This window comes from Bacillus sp. MYb78 (genome assembly GCF_002975115.1).
GTDB classification, from domain to species: domain Bacteria; phylum Bacillota; class Bacilli; order Bacillales; family Bacillaceae_G; genus Bacillus_A; species Bacillus_A cereus.
On record NZ_PCOB01000035.1, the window covers coordinates 1 to 21,372 of the forward strand.

Sequence of the window (21,372 nt, forward strand, 5' to 3'; positions counted from 1 at the left end):
GAACTGTAAGTTCGACAATGCCTAAGCTTTTCACTTAGGAACGTGTCGCACCACCCTTTGGATCTGTTAAAATCATACTTTCGCCAGCTTTTGCTAACGTCCATATTGCAGGATAAATAATTCTTCGTGTTTTACCTGAACCAGTTGTACCGATAATTAATGTATGTTCATCTTCCGATACAAGCCATACTTTTTTCTTTTTTAAATCAGCCCCCAGGACTATACCAGCTGTTTTTATAGGTTCTTTTTCATATTTCCAAACACTATTATTAGCATCTCTCTCTTTTTCAGTTTGCCACCTACTTGTCCCAAATTGCCCACCACCGGATGCCTCTGGACCGCCAATACCATTCTTCATTTTATTTTTTATGCCTCTATTTTCTTTCCAGATAATCAAAACAATAGCTGTGGCAACAAAGCCCTGTAATATTAAATAAAATGTTCCATAAGATTGCTTCAAAATTACCCATGGGTATATAACGGAAAATGTAGTTAAATTATTAATAACAATTTGAAGATCAATTCCCTTAAATAAAAGGTCTAAATTATATACAATCTTTGGTAAGATTAGTAAATCAGCTAAAATCACAAACACAACTAAAAATATTCGGAATTTCAACCTCTCTCTTCCCTTTCTTGTCTTTGTTTTTGTTCTTGTTCTTTTGCTCTCATCATTCTTTTTCTTGCATATTCCATTTCTTTTTCTGATTTCATACGCTCTTTTTCTAACTCATTCCAGAATGACTTCCATATCTTATTAATTGAAGCGTTCGGATTCTTGAATGATGGCATTTTATAAATATATGGAGCTTTAACATTTAAAGTCTCATTTAATTGTTTATAACTCTCTTTATTTACATAGGTTGCTTTTCCCCATCTTTGATTTTCCTCGTTAAGAGCTCCTACTTGTTCAATTATTTTTTCGATTTTTTCGGGTGGAGCATTACTTTTCACCCGTCTATTCCATTCAAGTACGGTATCTTTAACCTTTTCTTCTGACATGCCTGTAGCAAATAGAACCTTACTGTAATCCCGAATAGTTTTTTCGGTCATATCCTGTACTCTTAAAGGTCTTTTTAAGTATTCAATGTCGTTCGTTCTTTTTTCATATTTTTTTATTACCTTAGTAACTAAACTTTGAGGTAACTTTCTTTTTTTAGCCCAAACATTTATTTTTTCTTTAAATAACGAATTGTCAGATGCCACGCCTCTTAAAATCCTTGCATAGACCTCGGTTAAATGTTCTCTATCTGGCACTTCCATTTTTTCGACTACAATATTTTCTAACTGCAATAAAGTTTCATCAGCTTTTTGTTCGTCAAACTCTAATTCTTGAAAAGTCTTGAATGGGTATTTAAAATCTTCTGGTTTAACACCTATATTTCCTAATACTTTATCCCATGTATTCTTACGTAAAAAATTAGATCCTTCTTCGATTTTTTCATTAATCGCATACAAATCTACTCCTGCTATTTCATTAGAACGAATCCACTCTGAAACAACATCAATTCTTTTACTCTCAGAAACTTCACTTTGCTTTAGGGCAACACTCATGCAAAACGCTGTCCATCCAGCTGCCGCTTCATCCCTGCATATACCTTGCGAAAATGTTTCAATCATATTATCCACATCTTCTTTTGAAACTTCACTGCGTTCTACTAATTTATATGGATAATCCACAGATACATCTGTTATTTCCTCAATCTTGCTAAAATCTTTTTTCGATACAAAGTTAGAGTTCGCTTTTTTTTCGATCTTATTTAAAACTTTTTCAATCCCATCTAAAACGTCATCGTATCTATTTAACTTGGATATAATTTCATTATTTGTCCAACCTGCTAATTTTAGTATTTCAGCTCCAGTTTTAATGTCTTTTTCATCAATAGTTTTAATATCTTCTTTTGATGAATTAGCAATACTTTTGCTAATTTCTTTTTCACTAACCCCCAAATCCGCTTTCTCCGACCAGGTTTCAAAAACCCTTTTGATTTCATTTTCCGAAAAGGATAGATGTTTTAATAATGCTGCACTTTTTTTAGTCACATCATAACTAAGATCTTGTTTCGGTTTACCATTAGCTTTTATAAATTGCATTTGTGCCTTCATCGCTTTTTCTTGGTCAACTTTTGGTAGAAAATTAATCCTTGTCTCTAATGCACCCTTTAAAAGAACCTGCGAAACTCTTTTTTGAATGTCTTTCATTGCTTTTTCTTTCGCTAATTCTATTTTTTCAGTATCATGAGAATGTAATTTTGTTAGACCTTCTACGGATGATAAATAACGTTCTGTAGATTCCATAAATTGAGGTCGATTTATTAACCAATTTGATATTTCATCAACCTCTTTTTTGACCTCATCTGGCATAAATGCATAACTCATACGGCCCTTTTCTGGTAACATTTTGGAAAGTTCATAAAGAGACTTCTGCAATTTTTCAATATCATGCGTGTGTATGCGTGGTGCAATGCCAACTTGTGTTTTATCTACTTCATCTAAACCTTTTAACATTTTGACTGCATCTACAACGTTGTCTAAAGCGAACTCTCGAATGAAATCACGTTCTACAGTTTTTATTAAATTTAATTCCTGCCTTTCTTCACGATATATTTCATTCATAAATACATTTTTTACATCTCTATGTTCCCCTTTAGACAAAGCCCCTCTTTCACGCTTAGTCTCTTTTTCCCACATCATAAGGTGAACATGCGGATGGCCCTTTTCCTCATGAAAGGCGGCAATCCATTTCAAATTACTTTCTGTAATACCCATTTTTTTTGCTGCATCTGGAACTGTCGAACGAAGAAGATCTTCCCATTTCCTTTTTTCCGTAAATCCTAGATTCAAAGCATCTTCTTCTTTTAAGCTAAGTATCATTCGCCAAACAACCCCGTCATGCTCTCTTAGTTCTTTTTGTACGTCTTTCAAAACGAGAGCTTCATTACTATTTTGGGTAAAAAGGCCATGTGATCCAGGGCGTTCCCCAGCATACTTTGCATGATGTGCGGCATCTGTTTTTTCTTCTAACTCTTCAAAGTCTTTTGTTGTTTCCATACTTACGCCTGGTCTTGTTCCTATGTATTCAACATGGGCACTATTTTTTTTAGCATTAGAAGTGCTAGGTAAATAAAAACTTGTTTTCATGATAAATGGAGCTTTCATACTTCTTTTTATACCTTTCAATAAATCAAATCAAAAATTTTAAAACATTAGTAATTTATTATTCATCAATATCTCCTTTTGACCTTAAACTTTCTACAGATTTAATCCGTGCACGAGAATATATGTCTTTAACATCTAAATTCTGTCTACCTAATGATTCAACTAACATATACATCGCTGTACCTGCTGAAACTGATCCTTTAGCACCAATTTTCGCAAGACGTTCTACCGAAGGTTTCAGTACATCTCTTAAAGCTTCTCGTATTTCAACTTTAATAAAATCCATATTATTTTCTGCATAATGCCTGTGTAATCCCTCTTCACAAAAACGCCTTACTACATCTGCTGTATCTTCTCCCCTCTCCTCTGCTACCGCATTTAATTTCGCTTTTAAATCTGTTGGAACTCGGACTCTTAGTAGGTCATTGTACCTACTATTTTTATTTTTATGAATAATTATCACCACCATACTTTGTTGCTACATAGTTATTTAGTACTAGTAAAATAGTATCACATTTTGTTCCCACATAAAAGCATTTTATTAAAGTAGAATGAACACAAATGTGTTCACGAAAAAACCATGATATACCAGGCTTTGCCTGGTAGTTGTAGCCACGTATGTGGCGTTCCCCTTATCCTGCATTACTAATTTTTTTGCTCAAAGAGCGAAAAAAATGTCGTTCGCTCCACTTCGTTCCGTCCTTCCGTATCCCCCGATTTTTCTATATATTTATTGGATTTACGCAAAAAAAAGAAAGATCACTTCGTGTAACGAAATGATCTTTCACGTATTTCACACCTTATAATATTCATGCAGTTATTCACATATTAATTCTTCTCATATTGGAACATCATCTAATAATAATTTCTTGATTCCCCTCTAATCCATCCTGAATTTTCTCCAAATTGGGATATAATTCATAAATAGCACCAATGGACAAAATTAGCAAAGTTATAAAGATAGCTATAGGAATCCTAAATAATAGTCGCATCTTACTTTTCATAATAATTATAAATAGTATTAAAGAAATCCAAATAAATAAGTTAGATAACAATACTTTCCCCCCCATGATATTAAAATATTTTAAGTGTATTTTAGCATTCTTACAAAAAAACAGAGAAGATATTAGCCACTATATTATAAAACACAAAAACAAACTAGTTTATAAACTAGTTTGTTTTTGCGTTTTACTTGATTTAACCATCTATTGGATCAATAAAAGTTACATTTTTTGACATCAGGTTTAAATTTCTTATGGATTAAGCTTATCCCCCTTTTTCGGTGAATGGGCATAAACAAGCAAAGAAAATTTATTATGAGGACGTGTTATTAAAAAAGGGGGGTGTTACAAATGTGGAGAAATATAGAAAATCACTGAAAATGATTGCGCTTTGAGTTAACATAGTATTAAGGTAACTTTCCTAAGTAAGTATTTAAGGGGTGAATAATTTGAGTTTCACTTATAAGAGACCGTTAATTTTTATAGTTCTACTGTATATTGTATTGATAGCTTTTAACTATGCTAATCATAATCAATTCAATTGGTTTGAAAACCTTATAAAAACACTATTTATAGTAGTGTTTTTTGAAATTATGATGTGGTTATTTTCTTCAAAAAAAACAACCTCTAGAAAATAAGAGGTTGTTTTTTATTAATCACCATGTTTTTCCTGTCCAGCCTTCTTCTTCATAAATACATGTACCTAGATACCAAGCAAGCTGACCAGCTAAACCAATTAAATTACCTTTGACGCCTAATCTAATCATTTTTCTAGCTGCTAATTCATATTCTTTGTTAGTAATATTAGCAATAATAGAACCTATAAAGCCTACTGATAGAAATTCTTTATAATTTGCTATAAGTTTTCTTTCTATACAGTTATCTACAGCTTCCGTTTCTTGTTTGAATGGATCTTCATAGCCAGGTGGTGTATTTACACGTTGGATTTCTTGTCTCAATTGTTCTAATTCTTCAGTTTTACCATATTTGTTTTCTATCATATCAATATCAATATCTACTACTCTTCCATGTTTATCTTTAATTGCAGCTTCTTCAACAACAAATTTCAATTGTGCAGCTACTTCTTGTACTAATTTTTCTTCTTCACTATTAATCTCTTGAGCTTTGGAGATTCCAGCGAAAGAAGTTGCAAACAAAGCGAGTACGAGAGCCATCGATACAATATTTCTTAATACAGTCTTCATTTTTAATCCCATCCCTTTTCCTTATTTATGCTTTTTTACCGGTATTTTCTAGCACAGCTCTATCTTAATACATAAAGCTATAAAAATATATACCCTTCAGAAAGCGGAAAAATAATGAAATTCAACGATTATTACCTTTAAAACCGCTGTTTCAAGATATTTACAGTTTAATAATTCGAATATTCTGCATTTTATTTATCAATTTAATTACGGATACAGATATAATGTTAGATCGTAGATTAACTGTCTTTAAGAGCACAATTTGGGAGGGCTGATTAAAGTTTTATTGTTATCTAATTGTATGAATTTCGTAAAATGTCTGGTGCTATCTCTTATAAAAAGTGGGTACAATGACGTTTTCTTAATCCCCCTTTTCGGGAAAACAAGACTATAATTAAGGAGCGTTCTGAACGTATTAAACGAACAGGAATGCTCCTTTTTTTTTCTTTATCTACTAAATATCTATATTGAAAAAATAACGTAAATAAAGTACTTTAAGAAAACGTCTTTTCAGATAAAGGAGGAATAAAAGATGAAGGTTGAGGAAGTAATTATCTCCGATAATAAGATTCGTTATCTCTTGGTAAATCAGTATAGGGAAATGATTATGCCTGTGATGAAATTTCTAAAGTATAAAGATAATACAGGTACAGCACGTAATACACTTCGTTCTTACTGCTATGCACTTAAACTCTATTTTGAGTTCTTAGAACAAAAGGAACTGTCTTATACAGATGTGGGGATTGATGAGCTAGCTGAATTTGTTAGATGGCTTCAAAATCCATTCCAGAATGTGAAAGTAACAAGTATTCGTAACAATTCAAAGAAGCGTAAGGCAAGAACAATTAATATCTATTTAGACAAGATTTATGCTTTTTATGATTATCTTATGAGGCATGAAGATTACTCGATAACTTTATCAGAACGATTAAAAAAGCAATCTTCAGCTTCAAGGGGGAATTTCAAGGGATTTCTTCATCATACCTTTAAGAATAAAATGAAAGATACTAAGATACTCAAACTAAAAGTTTCAAAAGAGACATTAAAAGTACTGTCCCCGGATGAAGTACAAATCTTAATTGATGCTTGTTGTAACACCAGAGATAAGTTTCTACTGGTTCTTTTATATGAAACTGGCATGAGGATTGGTGAAGCACTTTCACTTCATTTATCCGATATTGTCCCTACGATTAGAAAAATACATATTCAGGATCGTGGAGAATTGATTAATGGCGCTGAGATTAAGACGGTATGTAGTCCTCGGACTCTAGATATTTCAAAAGAATTGGCTGATTTATACCGGCGGTATATTTTAGAGATACATACAGATGAGATAGATTCAGATTTTGTTTTCATCAAACTAACAGGGGATCGGAAAGGAACTCCACTTGATTATGCAAGCGTACAGTCCCTTTTCAAACGTTTGAAAACAAAAACTAAAATGGAAGTAACTCCTCATATGCTTCGTCATACCAACATAACGGAGTTATGGAAGACAGGAGAAATGAGACCTGAAACGCTTCAGAAGCGCGCTGGACATGCTCATATACAGACTACTATGCAAATGTATGTCCATCCCACAATGGAAGATATACAAGAAGATTGGGAGAAAGCAATGAAGAAAAAAGATGAACGACGAGGAGAATCATGAATATAGTAAGTAATACATCCTATAAACCGAAGGTTACATTAGAGAAAAAAGATGAATTACTGCAGCTATTACAGGGGTATCGGATAAACGATGTGTGGGATTTAAGGGATAACTTCTTCGAAGTATATGATAGCAAAGAATCTTGGCGATCAAATAAAAAAAGAATAGATTTCACATCATTTTCTTTCTATATTCGACAAGAGTTAAAATATTTCTTTGCAATAGAAATATTAAATAGAAGTGTAACTATTGGAACTCTATTAAGTTATTCATTTACGTTTAAACATTTAGCTGCTTTTTTAAACAAACATTATCCTAACATCCATAGTTTTATAGAGATACCATATGAACGTGGTCTTATGAAATACAAAAGTTATTTAATTAATAGGAATGTCAACATCACAAATTCAAAAGGACAGATTTCAAGTAAAGCTATTGCTTTTTTTAATCGAGCGTATCAATTTCTGTTTGATTTCTATGACATAAGAGAAGAGTTTGAAAAAGATATATGGGATGTAAGAAATATTCCTAATGTACGCTATTCTAAAAGTAAAGCTGAATATCGAATATCATTTCATGATATTCATCCATCCTATAGGGAAGCTGTTAAAAAGTATGCTAAGTTTACAACGGTTTCACGTAGTTTTTCATCATTGCAAACAATATTAAGAGGAATCAAACACTTTATAGTGTTCTTACAAAAATATTATCCTAATTGGAACGGTATCACTGATTTGCAAAGATCACATATTGAACAATATTTATTATACGTTAACCATAATTTGGGCCATTTATCTGAAGGAACTAAAGCGGATTATTTGTATGGAGTAAAAGTATTTATAGATTACTTACAACGTACTGAACATCCTAAAGCACCTACTACACCTGTTTTCACTTTGTTCTTCAAGGAAGATTTCCCAAAACAAAGACGATGGAATGAAAATGAGATTAAATATATTCCTGACTCAGTAATGAGTCAGTTAGAATTGTTATTAAGTCATAATCCTGATGAACTCAATCCCCCTATGAAAGATAGCGATAAGAAATATATTCCTGTTATCATTTTACTTATGGCTACAGGATGGCGAATAAGTGATATACTCAATATTCGTTACTATAATTGCTTAATTACTGATACGAACAGAAACTATTATCTTCAAGGAGATATTCCCAAAACTGATGTTAAACAACATCGTATTCCTATAGATAAAGATGTAGCACTAATTATTCAAGCTGTCATTGAACAAACTAAAGATATGTCAACTATAGAAAATAATCCTGATCGATACTTATTCGTTCATACAAAAGGAAAACGTAAGGGGAACCCATTTTGTAGTGGGAATATATCACGAGCATTAAATCGTTTGGCTAAACGATACAACATTGTGGATCAAGATGAAAGTATCTATCATTTTCGAAACCATGCCTTTCGGCACACCAAAGGTGTGGAGCTGATTAATCTAGGAATGAATCTTACTCACATTATGAAATGGTTTGCCCACTCTACACCAGAAATGACACTAGTCTATGCTAAGATAGCCGATGATACATTGAGACGAGAATGGGAAAAGGCACAAAAGAAAAAAGGACCTCTCCTTCGTGTAAATTTAGATAATGGTCAAGTAAATGAAATGGCCATGGACGAAGACTTGATCCATTGGGAATATATACGCAGTAATATCGAGGCTATAAGAGTACCACTTGGGTTTTGCCTGGCTTCGAAGAAGGAAGGTTGTCCTTATGTTGTAACCCCATGTCTGACATGCCCAAACTTCTGTACAACCCCTGACAATCTGTGTGACTTTGAAAGAGAAATCCGGCGAGTGGAAGAACATATTCAGATGACACAAAACTACCCAATTTACAATGAGAAAACCAAGGAACAATTGGATAACCTCATCAAAATTAGAAACCAACTTGTCGAAGGCAAGTCTCATCGGGGGGAGAGTGCTAAAAAAATTCTCTTTGATGCTCAAATTATTAAAGAAAAAGGTGTATCATCATGAAACATAAACGATCTACAGATGCTATTGTAGCCTTGGCTAAAAAGAAGCGAGAAGAAACCCTACAAAAGGTTGAGAAAGCAATTAGACAACTGATTAAAGAGAATAGACGTATTAATTTCAACTCTGTCTCCGACTTCGCAGAAGTGTCCAAGTCTTACTTGTATAGTCATACTACCCTTCGTGAACGAATTGAAACGCTTCGTAAACAACAGCAACGAGCTGTATCTCCAAAATTCGAAAAACGGAAAATGAGTGATGAAAATAAAGATGCAATGATTCAATTATTACGGGATCGAATCAAGGAAGTAGAGTACGAGAATAGGCGATTAAAGGATGAAAACAAAAGACTACAAGGAAAAATGTATGAACAAATTTAATGAAATAAGGCTCTTACTTTGTGGTCATATCCACAAAGTAAGAGCCTTATATTTTCTGTTTATTTTTCATTTTAGTCTTGATTTCCCGAAGGATGGGCAAAAACACCCATATTTAGTTATTTCTCAATGTGTGAAATAACTAAATATGGTAAAATTATATTTGCGAGATACATATTATTAAAATTAAGATGGTTCAAGTCGAAGGAAGGCACCTTAGGGTGTCTTTTCTTTATAAAAAAAGACGCATTACGCGTCTTAAATTAATTTTTACTATATTTTTCTTTCATTTGATCCATTTCCACTTTAAAACAATTCGAACAAATATTTTTATATTCTCCTACCCAAGGTTTTACTGGATACTCTACTGTAGCCTCAAATTCACCACAATCTTTACAAACTTCATTTTTAGTAAGATTGCCTGGCAGCATATCAATTTTTATGGACGTTATGAATTTAGTAAATCCCCAACTGTAGTAAATTTAGATGCTATTATTAAGGAAACTGATATTCTAACCAGGTTAGCACAAGAAAGTTCATTAAAAGAAAAACCTTAAACAAAACGGCAATCTTCCTTTTTAAGAAAGATTGCTTTCTTATTCCCCCTTTTCGAGGGGATGGGAATAAACAGCGATCCAACGGGTTAACGTTAGCTGGGTTTGGGCGAGTAGCCCCATTAAATTTTTTGTTCTTTGGATTTTACGCTCCGTCCACCTTGTTAAGCGAAACTCAGGAACGTACAGATTGTAAAAAAGATTAGCTGCAGCTGCCAGCTAATCTTTTTTCTACAATTTGTAGTTATCGAGTTGAGTAAAGGTGGAGCGGTGACTTACGGAATGTAGGCAACTGCCGTACATCCCGTGCCATGAGCCCTACCAGTTTTCAAGTTAAAAGCAACTACTAACATTTCAATCAAGACAACCTAACTTATAAACTAGTTGACTTGATCTCGCATCTGTTCTCCTACTTTTTCCAGACTGAAAGATTTTAATTTTTCCCAACTCTTTTTAGGGTGTCTCTTCCTTGTATGTCTTTTCTTTTGTTCCTTCTTAATAGCATCTATCAACATTTGTGGGCTATGATGAAAGTATGCTTGATTGTATCCGTCCTCAATCATACCGAAATAATCACATTCATTGTCAACAAAGTAATTATCTACAATTAATTTCTCAAATTCACTTTCAATATAACCCCAATTGTGTACTTTACTATCAGAAATTGAAACACCATTAGAAGTTATTTCGAGCTTATCCAATAAATAATCCATATACTCTCTTGATATTTTCTCTAATTCCTCGATTTTCTTCATATGTTCCTGATTTTCCAGAATAAATTCAATATACTTCTTTTCCATTACTCTCAGCCCCTTATTTCTTTACTGTCCCTTATCTTTATATTTTTCCTTCTAGCACTTATGCACTTTCTCTTTATGATTTTACCCTAACCAGCATACTAACATAAAACCCACGTTAAGAATTAATTACAAGAATTTATATAGAGAACACCTTGCGTTCTCTCAAAGAACAACAGTTAACCGTACTCTATATTGCCAGAACACGTTCGAGAACGTGTTCTTATTCTGAGTTCTAGGTGGCATTATATTTGTATAGATATTTCCTCTTAAGAACACTAGTTGCTCTTAAGGAGAACGACATTTATTATGTGTAAATTACATCGAAAACTAAACTAGTTGTCAATTTAGTTTAAACTAGTTTATAAACTAGTTTATTTATATTTATAAAAAATTAGCTATTAATAGCTAATTTTTTATATCGCTTTTCATTTTATTGTATTTTTCTAAAGCTTTAAGCGCTGCTGATTTTGGCTTAGTACCCATTTCTGAAACCTTCGGTTTTATTATTTGCTCACTTACATTACTTTCATTACCATTTCCCTTTATATCAGAAGACGGTATTTCTTGAGCGATGTGAGCTGATGGTACTTCAACCTTACCGCCTATAGTATCGTCCTCTTTATCCGAAATCGGCATCTCATTCGTATTATTAGTTTTAATTATTTTGTTAAGCTCAGATGTACCACCAATCATTGTTAAAGCTAAATTTAATAGCATCTCTTGTCCTATACTACTAGATAGCATTTCAATTTGGCCCTGAGACAAATTTTCTGTAGTTAACGGGATATACAATGCTCCTGTACTACCGCTATTTCTATTGAACTTCAAACCATCTTGAATTAATTTTTCAGTAAGTTTATTTCGACTTATACCTAATTCCGATTTCATTTCATTAAATTCATTAATCCATTTAGCATCTATAGAAGGTGTAAATGTTCTTCCCTTACCTGCCTCATAACCGACGTTACTCATATATAACACCACACTTCATATTCTTATATAGCAAGGAAGAAGGTGTGAATCCACCTTCTATTATGCTTCAACGCCTTCTTTATTTAATTGCTCTAATAGATTAGCTATTAAATATGATCTACTTGTAAAGTATGCTGACTCTTGAATGTTTTTAGGTAAAATAAAGCCATCTTGTTCCTTCAGATCTCTTAAACCAGCGTAACCAAATAAAACTCCACCACCAACTACAATGTTTTTATCCGCATTTGTTTTAAACCAAAACTTCATTAGAGATGCTTTTTGATCTTCTGCATATTTTAACATCCCATCCATTACAATATCTGTAACATTCTCTTTTACAGGGCCCCATTTCACACTAAATGTCGGCTTATAAGTATCATCTTCAATCATTTTCTCTACTTCAGGCATCACTAGCCTTTGAATAAAATCTTCTCTTGTTTTAAAAGGTGACTCAATTTCATCTGTCATGAAACTTTTTAAAATCTCATTTTCCATGAAACGTTCTTTTATATTCTTTAAAATTTCATCAATATACTTATTTGTTCCTAAATCCGTATTTGTAGATAATTTTTTATTTAACTCTCCATCTTCAAAGAAAGCATTATCCGAAGTACCTGCACCAAGATCATTGATAGCATATGATTCTCCAATTTCTGCATCCATTCCTTCAACTTCCACTATTTCACCGTTTACAATGTCAAATAGTATTGCCAAGACAGAGGAAACACCTTCAACATTCATTGTTCCATCATTAATCGTAATTTTTATCTTTTTACCCTCATATGTACCATCTAAAAATTCTACAGTATGTTCTCCATAGAGCATTTCTAAAATTTGTTCTTCCCCACGTAGTTTATAATCTTCAATTGGCATTCCACCACTAAAAGGAACAAAAACTTCTTCTTTTCCAATTCTCGCTGCTGCCACCGCCATACTTGTGAACAATGGAATCAAATGTAACTTCTTATTTTTCTGGCTAAATTTATCTTCCGTTTTCCCCATTTCGTCTACAGTTGGTTCTTGACGGTCTTCTTGATCTTTAGCATATGCTCCCACATACCACGCTCTGCTTCTTGCATCACCATCTAAAGAATTACTAATTATACGAACATGTAATAACTCGATGTCTTCATCTTTCTCATTTACGTAATCATTTTTCTTAGAAGGTGCAGATTTTAAATCTATTTTTGCTGGCGGCGCTTCTGCGATTACTGTTGGAATAGCAAAAGATTCAATATTACCTTTTTCATTCAAGAAACTAATTTTCGCTTTAATATTACCTGTATCAAAACCACCAAGTAACATGTTTTTAGATAGCATTTGCTCAACCATTATATTTTCCTCCTACAACTAGTTTATAGTTTAGTTTAAACTAGTTTATCAACTAGTTTAATTAATAATAAAAAAATTTATATCCATACTTAACTTTTAAACATAGTGTTCGTGAGGGGAACAGTAATCGTTCGCTTCACGAACACATTATTCACTTGCTTTGTATGAAGAACATGTTCTGTAACGTGTTCTTCTCTTGAAAAGTAATTTCGTACTCAATATGTATTAGAGAACATCATCAGGACGATAATGCTCTACGCCAGTACACTTTTTAAAGTCCTTGCTATTCCATGTTAAACAAGGAACTCCGTTCTTAGTAGATACAGCTGCTAAATAAGCATCAGCAAAATCAATTCTATTTGTTTTATATTCATGTAATGCTTTTAATACTACATCACTTTCCAATGTTTTAACGCCTGGTGAAGTAATAATTGTTGTAAGATTATCGGCAATCTCTTCATGAGAATAACCATATCTTTTCATACCTAAAACCCAGGTACACTCTATTATCACTATTGGTGTTAAAAATAATGTAATTTCTTGATTAACAGCTCTCTTGAAGATTTCAAAAGCCTTCTTTGATTGTTCTTCATCGTCATTTGTCAAAAATCTTACAATGACATTAGTATCAACTACGTATTGCATGTACTGCACTCTCCCTTATTCGGAGGAAATCATTTCTTCTTTAGCTCCACGTCTAATTTCTTCCCAAGACAAGTTCGGCTCACCAGCTTTAGGTGGCATAGCACCAAATAATGCCAACAAAGAATTTTTTTTAACTACATTTACAAAAACATTGTCTCCTTCAATCACAAATTGAATCTGATCTCCTGCTTTTGCATCTATATAATCTCTAATCTTAGCTGGTATTGTGACTTGTCCTTTCTGAGAAAGAGTAGACGTAAATTGACCTGAAGACGAAATTAACCCTCTGTTCTCATTTTTTATTTGCATAGTACACACATCCTTCTTTATTTTCCGTAGGTGTTGCGTTTTGTTATTTCTCAGTAATTTAATCCTTAATACTCCTATAGCGAATTGTAAATGAGCAGAACATTTAAATGTTCATTTCTTTATATAGTAATTGACGTAGTATTAAGTGTGCCTCTGCTTACTTAATATTATACTACTACCAAAAATAAATGTAAAGATATTTTTAAATTCTTTACCAAAAGATAATGTAAAGAATTTAAAAATATCTTTACATCGAGAGTCAAAATTTTTGGCCAGAATAACAGTAGCATCCTAACAATTTTATATCATGTAGAGAACTATCAAAATGCAGTGAAAAAGCCGTCAAATGACGGGTTTTTTGTTTATTTTACATTCTGCCACGTATTTTACAGGCTTGCATAAAAACGTTGAACAGTTCTTCGTTATATAAAGCAAGATCAGATAAATCTACTTTGTAACCATTGAAAAGCGATTGCCCTGCTTGTACCAGAGGTAATGTAGAACTAGTTAAAGGCGCAGTACTTACGCCACGTTCTTCCGGCTCTTTACTCAATAATGCTCCTAATGGAGAGAACTCAGTTTTAAATTTATTCCAGTCAAAACACTTGTGAATTTCAGGATAAGCAGTAATATAAAATGCTGCTTCATATTCAGGATCTTCACCGTGTTTAGTTCCTCTTTCAGTTAATAATCTTAAATAGTTACGTTTATGATTTTCATTTGCATAATACATACTCATTTCCCCTTTGTTTAAAATATGTTCCAGGCACCTATTCCAAGATAAAGAACTAAATTTGAATGTTTAACCATCGTTACAAATCTCCCATTTTCCACATGCCTGACAACGAGAAACCAGTACTTGCTCTTGAGTGAAATCTGCATATTCACCCATGATTAATACCCAGTCCTCTTCATTTTCATCTAATATGGATATGGCCCACATGTCGGAAGGATTTACTTCGCTTGCAAAGGAGTCATATGGTTTTTGTAATGCATGTCCACAATAATCACAGGCATTAATAACTTCTACACGATCCTTACTTGTTTGATGACTCTTTAATTCTATGAATCGTATTAACTTATTGAATAGTTCATCTTGCTTTTCTGCACAATCTTTATAGTCCAGGACTTCTCCATTGAGTAGTAATTCAGTCATATGTTATCACCTCCATTTTTTTTACACCCTAGCACACAATGTGGCGGTATTTCCGTCACATTAAAAATTAAATTTCAATTATTTGTGCATTTGGTTTTTTCATAGGGAATTGTATAAGTTCAAGCGTGCGTTCTGCTTCCTCATATGTTTCAAATTCTAGTTCTTGCTCTTCTTTTCCTGGTTCACAATCCGTTAGTATAAAACCTTCTCCACGTATCACAAATGCCATAATAGAATTCTCCTCTCTAGTGTTTAAAATCATTTAATTATGTCAATAACGATAGTAAGCAGAGTAGGGAAAAAGGTTGGCGCCGTAAATATCCTTTGCATTTTCTTGAAAGCTCGCGAATTATAAGCGCGCTTAAAAAGTAACATGTGAATATGTACATAACAATCCGGTGTTTGGATGTTATTGCCCAGCGGAAACGATTTTAAAATCATAGCCGCCGCTGGGCTATTCGTGCTGTCATACCATTTTTACAATCCCTAATCCGAATATAGTACCTGATAAAACTCCCCTTTTCATGCCAACAAATATGTAAAATTTCACGTACCGTATGCAAATATTAAAACAAACACCATATAAGAAATAGAACTCCCTAGTCCCTACTAACAGGATACTCTAAACCAAACTTATACCGATAGGTATATATGTACGGGTTCGGCCATTTATTTTTTTGAAATTATCCCCCTGGCCCAGAGCGTTTATTTTCACTATTTTTATTTGCTTCAGCTTCGCTTGTTCGGCCTTGAAATTGTACTTCAAGTGTCGCACTCTCGATCTCTTCATTGAACGCTAATTTCCCTAACAAAAAGGCTTTAAAGTTATGTTTATTGGATTTCAGTAATACACTTCTTGTTGTAATATATGTACGAGCATTTCTGCCCTTCTTTCCATTAGTCTTTACAATTATTTTTTTAGAAACCTTTAATACATCGGATAAGCTAGATTTATTCATTGCTTTACCTACTGGTGACTCTTCACCAATTTTTTGCGCTAAAGCACGTAGAGATCCGCATAAATAAGGTGCATCAGACGTGCATTGCTGCTCTACCATCTCTATAATATCTTGCTCCCATTCTGAATAATGGCTTTGCTGACGGTCTAAGCGTTCCTTTGCTGGTGTACGGATATCAAAGACAAATTCCATTCTCATTTCAGCCAGTTCTTCTACATAATCCTTTTTAGGCGCATTATATTTATCATTCATGGCACTTCTAACAGTACGTAGAATCTCAGTATGCTTTAATGGTGATTTTATTTGAGAATTCCATTCATCTATTTTGTCAATAATTTCACTTTCTGTTTTACCTTCATATTTCATAGCTAAAGATAAAATAAATACAGCATTATTACGGCCTAGCTTGCCTTTACAGCCACGTAAAAATACGTTATTTATAATACTTTGAATTGCTGGATCTTCCATGATACCAACCTTTTTATACATTCTACTTGAAGAAGTATTAGCAACCGCTGGTCTTTTATGCTTCCTAGATTGTTCTTTAGCCCATGCTAAAGCCCATTCTGAGTTCAATGCTTGTCCATTAAAGTAAAGGATATTATCTTCTCGTGGAATTCTAAAATACCCTAGCGAATAGGCCCCAAGATCTGCTTCTAATTCAAATATAGGTTTTGTAGTTCCTTCTTCTACTTCACTAGCATCCATGACATTTACAAAGGCTCTTTTAATTTCTTCAGAAACAAAACGACCTGCCTTACGGCCTTTTTCTGTCAAAAATGGTGTAGAGAATACATAAAACCATTGCAACCCTCGTGGTGTTGAAAGAATAACACTTGGGGATGGCAAGTTATTTACTGCTGCTGCATAATGAATTTCTTCAAGACTAATTTTTTTATCTATTTCTACTCCAACACATGTAATGAAACGAATGTTCTCAAAATTACGCCCTTCATTATTGGCCTTTCCCCACATATAGACTTGTGGTGTCCAGTGTGTCAAATGATTGTTTAAGCGTTCTAATGTCTCAAAACTACTTACCACAATACTTTGTCCCGTAGAAAGTTGCTCTTTTCCAGTAGTTACATGAACAACTCCAACCTCTCTTAATCTTTCACGTTGCATTTCTCTCTTTCTATCATCCATTGTCCAATGTTTAGGTGATTTTTCATATAATGCACCATGAACCATAAAACGCATTACATCAAGCGATGTGTACTCTGTTATAGGCTCTAAAATATGTTTAACTTGTTCCATTAGATTTCTACTCCTTTTGGAACAACAAAAAAGTGTTGTTCTCTGCTTTTTTTACAGCAGTAAACAACACTCGATAGTCTTCGAATATCTAATATTTAGAATACACTTTATTCGCAAAAAATTATAGAATCATATTTTAAATATACTTTACACACAAAATAAAACATGATATTATGATGATGTAAATATTGCGAATTGTAGTGCTCGACTTTTAGCGGGGTTGCTCACTACTATGATGGATGATGCGGGAAACATCATCCTTTTTTATTTGTCTTTTTTTATATTTTTTTATTTATATATGTATTTATTATCTTTATTTTAAATATAAACAACCAATTCGGGAAATAAATTGGTAGAATATTTATCTTCGATACTAATAATACTAAAATATCATCCAAATTACAATACGTATCCTTCACCATTATACCTAAAATAGAACTATTTAACCACAAAAACACGTTTTTATATAGTTATTTTTACCTATTAAATAAACCGAATATCCCTCCAAATTCAGTTGTTTTTCATCAAAATACCCCCATATACCTACTTATATCCTTTCAAAACTCTTTATTCTTGCATTTTCCACAAAATCTCAGTATTTTTTATCTTATTACTATTATAGGATTATAGTTGTACGAATAGAATATAGTACTAATTCACTTTTATTCTTTTTCAATATTCAAAAAAATAAATTCCACTCAAAACGTGTTAATATTTATATGGGTCTAATAACTTTTCTATTGTTATTTTATTGTTGTTTAAAAGTATAAAAGGAGGGATATAAGGATATGGAACCTACAAACATTCCTTATAACAGTAATATTATCATTTGGAGTGATCAACCAATATACAGGGCTGGGCTAAAACAAATATTAGAAGCCAAGTTAGATCGAAAAATCCAGGATGTATCTACTTATAATGAATTAGAATCTACCTTACTAGAAAAAGGACTAGATAGTGTCTCACATATATTACTTATAGACTACGAAACTATTGAAGGAAGAAACTTTTTACTATCTAGTTTAAAGGATAATTACTCATTAAAAATAATTGCATTATCAAACAAAAGCCTACAAGAAGATGTATTTTGTGCAATGGATGAATATGATATAGACGTTTATTTACTTAAAAATATTGAGATTAATAAATTAATGTGTGTACTAGAAACTATTGAAGATCCAGGAGTTGCCTTCTTCCACACTGATTTTACTTCTTCGAAGTTAGATAATACAAAAGATAATTTAGATCGCTTAAAAATTTACGAGCATAACACTGGAAGACCTGACGGTTTACTAACGAATAAAGAGTGGGACATTTTAGAAGGACTTGGTAAAGGGTATTCTAATCAACAATTAACGGAAACATTTGAACTAAGTGATAAAACAATAAAAAATCATGTTTCAAGTATACTAAAAAAATTAGAAGTAAAAGATCGACTTAATGCCGTTTTAAAAGCATTAAAAAAAGGATGGATTAAAATAGATTAAGTGGATTAGGGGAATTAATCCCCCCTCTAAAATTTTTAATTGGTTATTGCTTATTCAGATGTAATAAACCTGGATATTATTTTATATAGAACATTTATTTGACCTACACTTATATATTTAGAGATGCATTAAATCTTTGTGATAATTGGTTTATTGCATCTCTTAAAATGTGTGCACGTTTAACATTTTCCCCAAATTCCTCTGCAATTTCATCCAAGATTAAAAAGGTTGTTGCATCCAAGGTAATAGGAATTAATTCTGATTCAGTACGTAATCGTTTCTTTAATTCTTTAGCTGTTATAAGCGGACCACTGTATTCCTGTACAATAAACTCTTCTATAGTTTTATTTCGTTCATAACTATCTATATATTTAGCTAAATTGTTTATTGTACCAGCTTCGACGTGCAGCAACGTCCTTTTTCGTTCTGGCTTTGGAAATTTTATATGTCTATATTTATTGATGAATTGTTCAAACACATCTCTCATAATAGCTGATCGATTCACGTCTTTTTTAGCGTTTAATCCGCTTTCATTTGCTATTTTGACCATTTCATCTAATTTATTAATACTGCCTTTATCCATTCTTATTTGATAAGCTTCACCTTCACCTTCAAATGCATTAAATATTTTAGAAGGAATATACTCCTTTTTTAAAAACTTACAGATTGTATGTGCCCGTAAAGTCTCCGGAACAATTTTCGTAAAATCATTTATTTGATTAATATAAATATTAAATGACATTTGTGTTTTCATTTGATACCACCTCTTTTTTTGCCAAATCCATCCAGTTAAATATTAAAAAAAAATTCCTGGATGTTTTAATCCAGGATAAAATAACAAACTATAAGAAAAAAAGCTTAAACCATCAATCATAGTAGCATAATAACAAACTGAAGACAATACTATATCAACTTAACCTCAATAGTATCATTACTTTCTCTTTCTTTTTCAAATTCATCAGAAGCTTTATTCCATGCTTCTTTAATATCTTTGGCGAAAAATGTAATTGAACGAACCTCTCGACCTGCTTTGTTTGTGTCAGGATTATATTTCTTTAAAATTGCTTTATATGTTAATTTATTCATTATATTCACCTTCTATAGTTACTGAAACTACAAGGATACACATCTAGACAACAATTCCCTACTTCTTTTCTGACTTGACTTAAAACATTGACTATATAGTTCATTTAAATATTTATCAGTAATTCTTTCAGGGAAATAGCCTTGTATTTCTATAAGTAAATTTTCAATTATCCAAGTTCTCTTTTTCCAAAATCTATATAATTCCTTTTTTTCTTTAATTACATGTTTTGTACTATCCGTATCATGATTAGCTTGAACTAACGATGAATATGAATCTGATTTCTTTTTTCTCATAATTTTTAAACATACTATTAGATCGTATGTATGATACTTTCTTAATACCTCTATAGGCTGTACAGCATCATTTTCATCTACATATCTTTTTATTTTTTTAGGACCTATCGTACATTCTATAAAATTGTGCTTACAAAAAGAACATGTTCCACATAAATTAATATCTATATATGTATTGCAATATCTACAATTCATTTTCCCCCATGCTCCTTTTTTTCACATAAAGTTCGAACTACATTTTGTGCAGTTAAATTAGTAACAAAATAGTAAACTTCCAGTCCTTTTCTATCAGATCCTAACACCTTTCCCCTCATTTTTGATAGATGTTGTGATACCGTTGATTGTGGGATATGTAATAACTCCACTAATTGTGTTACATTACATTTTTTATGTCGCATTAAAACATCGACTATTTGTAGTCTTACCGGATGCGCTAAAATTTTTAGCATATCTATATTTTCCTCAGTTATTAATTTTTGTTTCATTTGATTTTGAAGCACTGTCATTAGAATTTCTCCTTTATTATTTATTTATCGTTTTAACATTATTTAATTCTTATATATTGAAATAATGTTTTTATTTATTTCTAAACACAATCAGTATTTATATGATTAGGTTCATTACAATTATTTTTATGTACAATCATCTTATTTTGTTTAGAATGTTTCATTTGATCCCACATGTATTGAAGGACTTTATCAGTTATATTAGAAGGAAAATAACCTTGTCTTTCTATTAAAATATTTTCAATTACATACATTCGCCTAGTCCAGTCATTAAAAACAAGTAACTCTTTTTCAGCATTTTTTTCAAATTCAATGTCCTGCTTTGCTGCTTTTAAAAATATTTCATACCCCATATATAAAAGTTCTCTTTTTTCTCTTATCTCTTTTAATAAAATGTATAAATCAAAACTATGATATGTTTTTAATATTTCTACTGATTGCATCGCATGCTCTTCGAAAATATTAGTTTTCATTTTTTGAAAGTTAAATCTTTCTCCCTTATCACTTACTAGGCGAAGACAACCTGTATTTTTATCTCTAAGATCCGCACCACAAAAATCACATTTTGGTAGTAGAACTCCATTTCTTATTTTTGGGGTACCGCCACATGCCCATCAAC

General features: G+C 32.3%; 22 protein-coding genes. 4 read left to right on the top strand and 18 right to left on the bottom strand.

The window, feature by feature from the left end:
• Positions 1–34 precede the first annotated feature (34 nt).
• The 4 genes from CQ064_RS31310 to CQ064_RS31335 form a co-directional block, all read right to left on the bottom strand.
• The gene (locus CQ064_RS31310; protein WP_000672078.1) at positions 35–619 is read right to left on the bottom strand and encodes a type IV secretion system DNA-binding domain-containing protein; all 585 of its coding nucleotides are present in this window, start codon (positions 617–619) and stop codon (positions 35–37) included.
• Positions 616–3,141: a MobP3 family relaxase gene (mobP3, locus tag CQ064_RS31315; RefSeq protein WP_015406566.1), complete on the bottom strand. Its 2,526-nt coding sequence runs from the start codon at positions 3,139–3,141 to the stop codon at positions 616–618. Before mobP3 ends, CQ064_RS31310 begins: the two co-directional genes overlap by 4 nt.
• Before the next feature lie 76 nt (positions 3,142–3,217).
• Positions 3,218–3,628, bottom strand: a complete 411-nt coding sequence (locus CQ064_RS31320) for a hypothetical protein (RefSeq protein WP_000260289.1) — start codon at positions 3,626–3,628, stop codon at positions 3,218–3,220.
• Positions 3,629–4,816: 1,188 nt separating this feature from the next.
• The gene (locus CQ064_RS31335; protein WP_000523415.1) at positions 4,817–5,377 is read right to left on the bottom strand and encodes a hypothetical protein; all 561 of its coding nucleotides are present in this window, start codon (positions 5,375–5,377) and stop codon (positions 4,817–4,819) included.
• A gap of 520 nt (positions 5,378–5,897) precedes the next feature.
• Here CQ064_RS31335 and CQ064_RS31340 point away from each other — a divergent pair.
• The 3 genes from CQ064_RS31340 to CQ064_RS31350 are packed head-to-tail and all read left to right on the top strand — an operon-like array spanning position 5,898 to position 9,399.
• Positions 5,898–7,016 (top strand): tyrosine-type recombinase/integrase, encoded by a 1,119-nt coding sequence (locus CQ064_RS31340; protein WP_000861877.1) that lies wholly within the window; start codon positions 5,898–5,900, stop codon positions 7,014–7,016.
• Positions 7,013–9,022, top strand: a complete 2,010-nt coding sequence (locus tag CQ064_RS31345) for a tyrosine-type recombinase/integrase (protein WP_001028548.1) — start codon at positions 7,013–7,015, stop codon at positions 9,020–9,022. Before CQ064_RS31340 ends, CQ064_RS31345 begins: the two co-directional genes overlap by 4 nt.
• A complete protein-coding gene (locus CQ064_RS31350; protein WP_000681129.1) occupies positions 9,019–9,399 on the top strand; it encodes a DUF6262 family protein in 381 nt (126 codons plus the stop codon). The genes CQ064_RS31345 and CQ064_RS31350 overlap by 4 nt, the downstream gene beginning before the upstream one ends.
• Before the next feature lie 931 nt (positions 9,400–10,330).
• Here the strand turns inward: CQ064_RS31350 and CQ064_RS31355 are convergent.
• The 9 genes from CQ064_RS31355 to CQ064_RS31390 all read right to left on the bottom strand — a co-directional run bounded on the left by CQ064_RS31355 (position 10,331) and on the right by CQ064_RS31390 (position 17,380).
• On the bottom strand, positions 10,331–10,750 hold the full coding sequence (locus CQ064_RS31355) for a hypothetical protein (protein WP_000412868.1): 420 nt from the start codon (positions 10,748–10,750) through the stop codon (positions 10,331–10,333).
• Positions 10,751–11,155: 405 nt separating this feature from the next.
• A complete protein-coding gene (locus CQ064_RS31360) occupies positions 11,156–11,722 on the bottom strand; it encodes a hypothetical protein (RefSeq protein ID WP_000072992.1) in 567 nt (188 codons plus the stop codon).
• A 60-nt stretch (positions 11,723–11,782) separates the two neighbouring features.
• Positions 11,783–13,054: a ParM/StbA family protein gene (locus CQ064_RS31365; protein ID WP_000230190.1), complete on the bottom strand. Its 1,272-nt coding sequence runs from the start codon at positions 13,052–13,054 to the stop codon at positions 11,783–11,785.
• Positions 13,055–13,279: 225 nt separating this feature from the next.
• Positions 13,280–13,699, bottom strand: coding sequence for a type II toxin-antitoxin system VapC family toxin (locus CQ064_RS31370; RefSeq protein ID WP_001200537.1), 420 nt, complete (start codon positions 13,697–13,699; stop codon positions 13,280–13,282).
• A gap of 15 nt (positions 13,700–13,714) precedes the next feature.
• Complete coding sequence (locus CQ064_RS31375; protein ID WP_001165986.1) at positions 13,715–14,008, bottom strand: AbrB/MazE/SpoVT family DNA-binding domain-containing protein; 294 nt, start codon at positions 14,006–14,008, stop codon at positions 13,715–13,717.
• A gap of 367 nt (positions 14,009–14,375) precedes the next feature.
• Positions 14,376–14,741 carry a hypothetical protein gene (locus CQ064_RS31380; RefSeq protein WP_000291036.1) on the bottom strand — a complete coding sequence of 122 codons (366 nt, stop codon included), beginning with the start codon at positions 14,739–14,741 and terminating at the stop codon, positions 14,376–14,378.
• Positions 14,742–14,810: 69 nt separating this feature from the next.
• On the bottom strand, positions 14,811–15,164 hold the full coding sequence (locus CQ064_RS31385) for a hypothetical protein (RefSeq protein WP_000137768.1): 354 nt from the start codon (positions 15,162–15,164) through the stop codon (positions 14,811–14,813).
• A gap of 67 nt (positions 15,165–15,231) precedes the next feature.
• Positions 15,232–15,393, bottom strand: a complete 162-nt coding sequence (locus tag CQ064_RS33815; RefSeq protein ID WP_000896208.1) for a hypothetical protein — start codon at positions 15,391–15,393, stop codon at positions 15,232–15,234.
• Between the two features lie 454 nt (positions 15,394–15,847).
• A complete protein-coding gene (locus CQ064_RS31390; RefSeq protein WP_000438659.1) occupies positions 15,848–17,380 on the bottom strand; it encodes a primase C-terminal domain-containing protein in 1,533 nt (510 codons plus the stop codon).
• 788 nt (positions 17,381–18,168) lie between these two features.
• On the opposite strand from CQ064_RS31390, the gene CQ064_RS31395 reads away from it, so the two are divergent.
• Positions 18,169–18,867 (top strand): response regulator transcription factor, encoded by a 699-nt coding sequence (locus tag CQ064_RS31395; protein ID WP_000433841.1) that lies wholly within the window; start codon positions 18,169–18,171, stop codon positions 18,865–18,867.
• 109 nt (positions 18,868–18,976) lie between these two features.
• Here CQ064_RS31395 and CQ064_RS31400 read toward each other — a convergent pair whose 3' ends face one another.
• The 5 genes from CQ064_RS31400 to CQ064_RS31420 form a co-directional block, all read right to left on the bottom strand.
• Positions 18,977–19,621: a hypothetical protein gene (locus tag CQ064_RS31400; RefSeq protein WP_000856972.1), complete on the bottom strand. Its 645-nt coding sequence runs from the start codon at positions 19,619–19,621 to the stop codon at positions 18,977–18,979.
• A 149-nt stretch (positions 19,622–19,770) separates the two neighbouring features.
• Positions 19,771–19,953, bottom strand: coding sequence for a hypothetical protein (locus CQ064_RS31405; protein WP_001038273.1), 183 nt, complete (start codon positions 19,951–19,953; stop codon positions 19,771–19,773).
• Between the two features lie 27 nt (positions 19,954–19,980).
• Positions 19,981–20,442, bottom strand: a complete 462-nt coding sequence (locus CQ064_RS34270) for a hypothetical protein (protein WP_000995822.1) — start codon at positions 20,440–20,442, stop codon at positions 19,981–19,983.
• Positions 20,439–20,753 carry an ArsR/SmtB family transcription factor gene (locus CQ064_RS31415; RefSeq protein ID WP_000217374.1) on the bottom strand — a complete coding sequence of 105 codons (315 nt, stop codon included), beginning with the start codon at positions 20,751–20,753 and terminating at the stop codon, positions 20,439–20,441. The genes CQ064_RS34270 and CQ064_RS31415 overlap by 4 nt, the downstream gene beginning before the upstream one ends.
• Positions 20,754–20,833: 80 nt before the next feature.
• Entirely contained in the window at positions 20,834–21,196 is a 363-nt protein-coding gene (locus tag CQ064_RS31420; RefSeq protein ID WP_015055230.1) for a hypothetical protein, read from the bottom strand.
• Between the last annotated feature and the right edge of the window lie 176 nt (positions 21,197–21,372).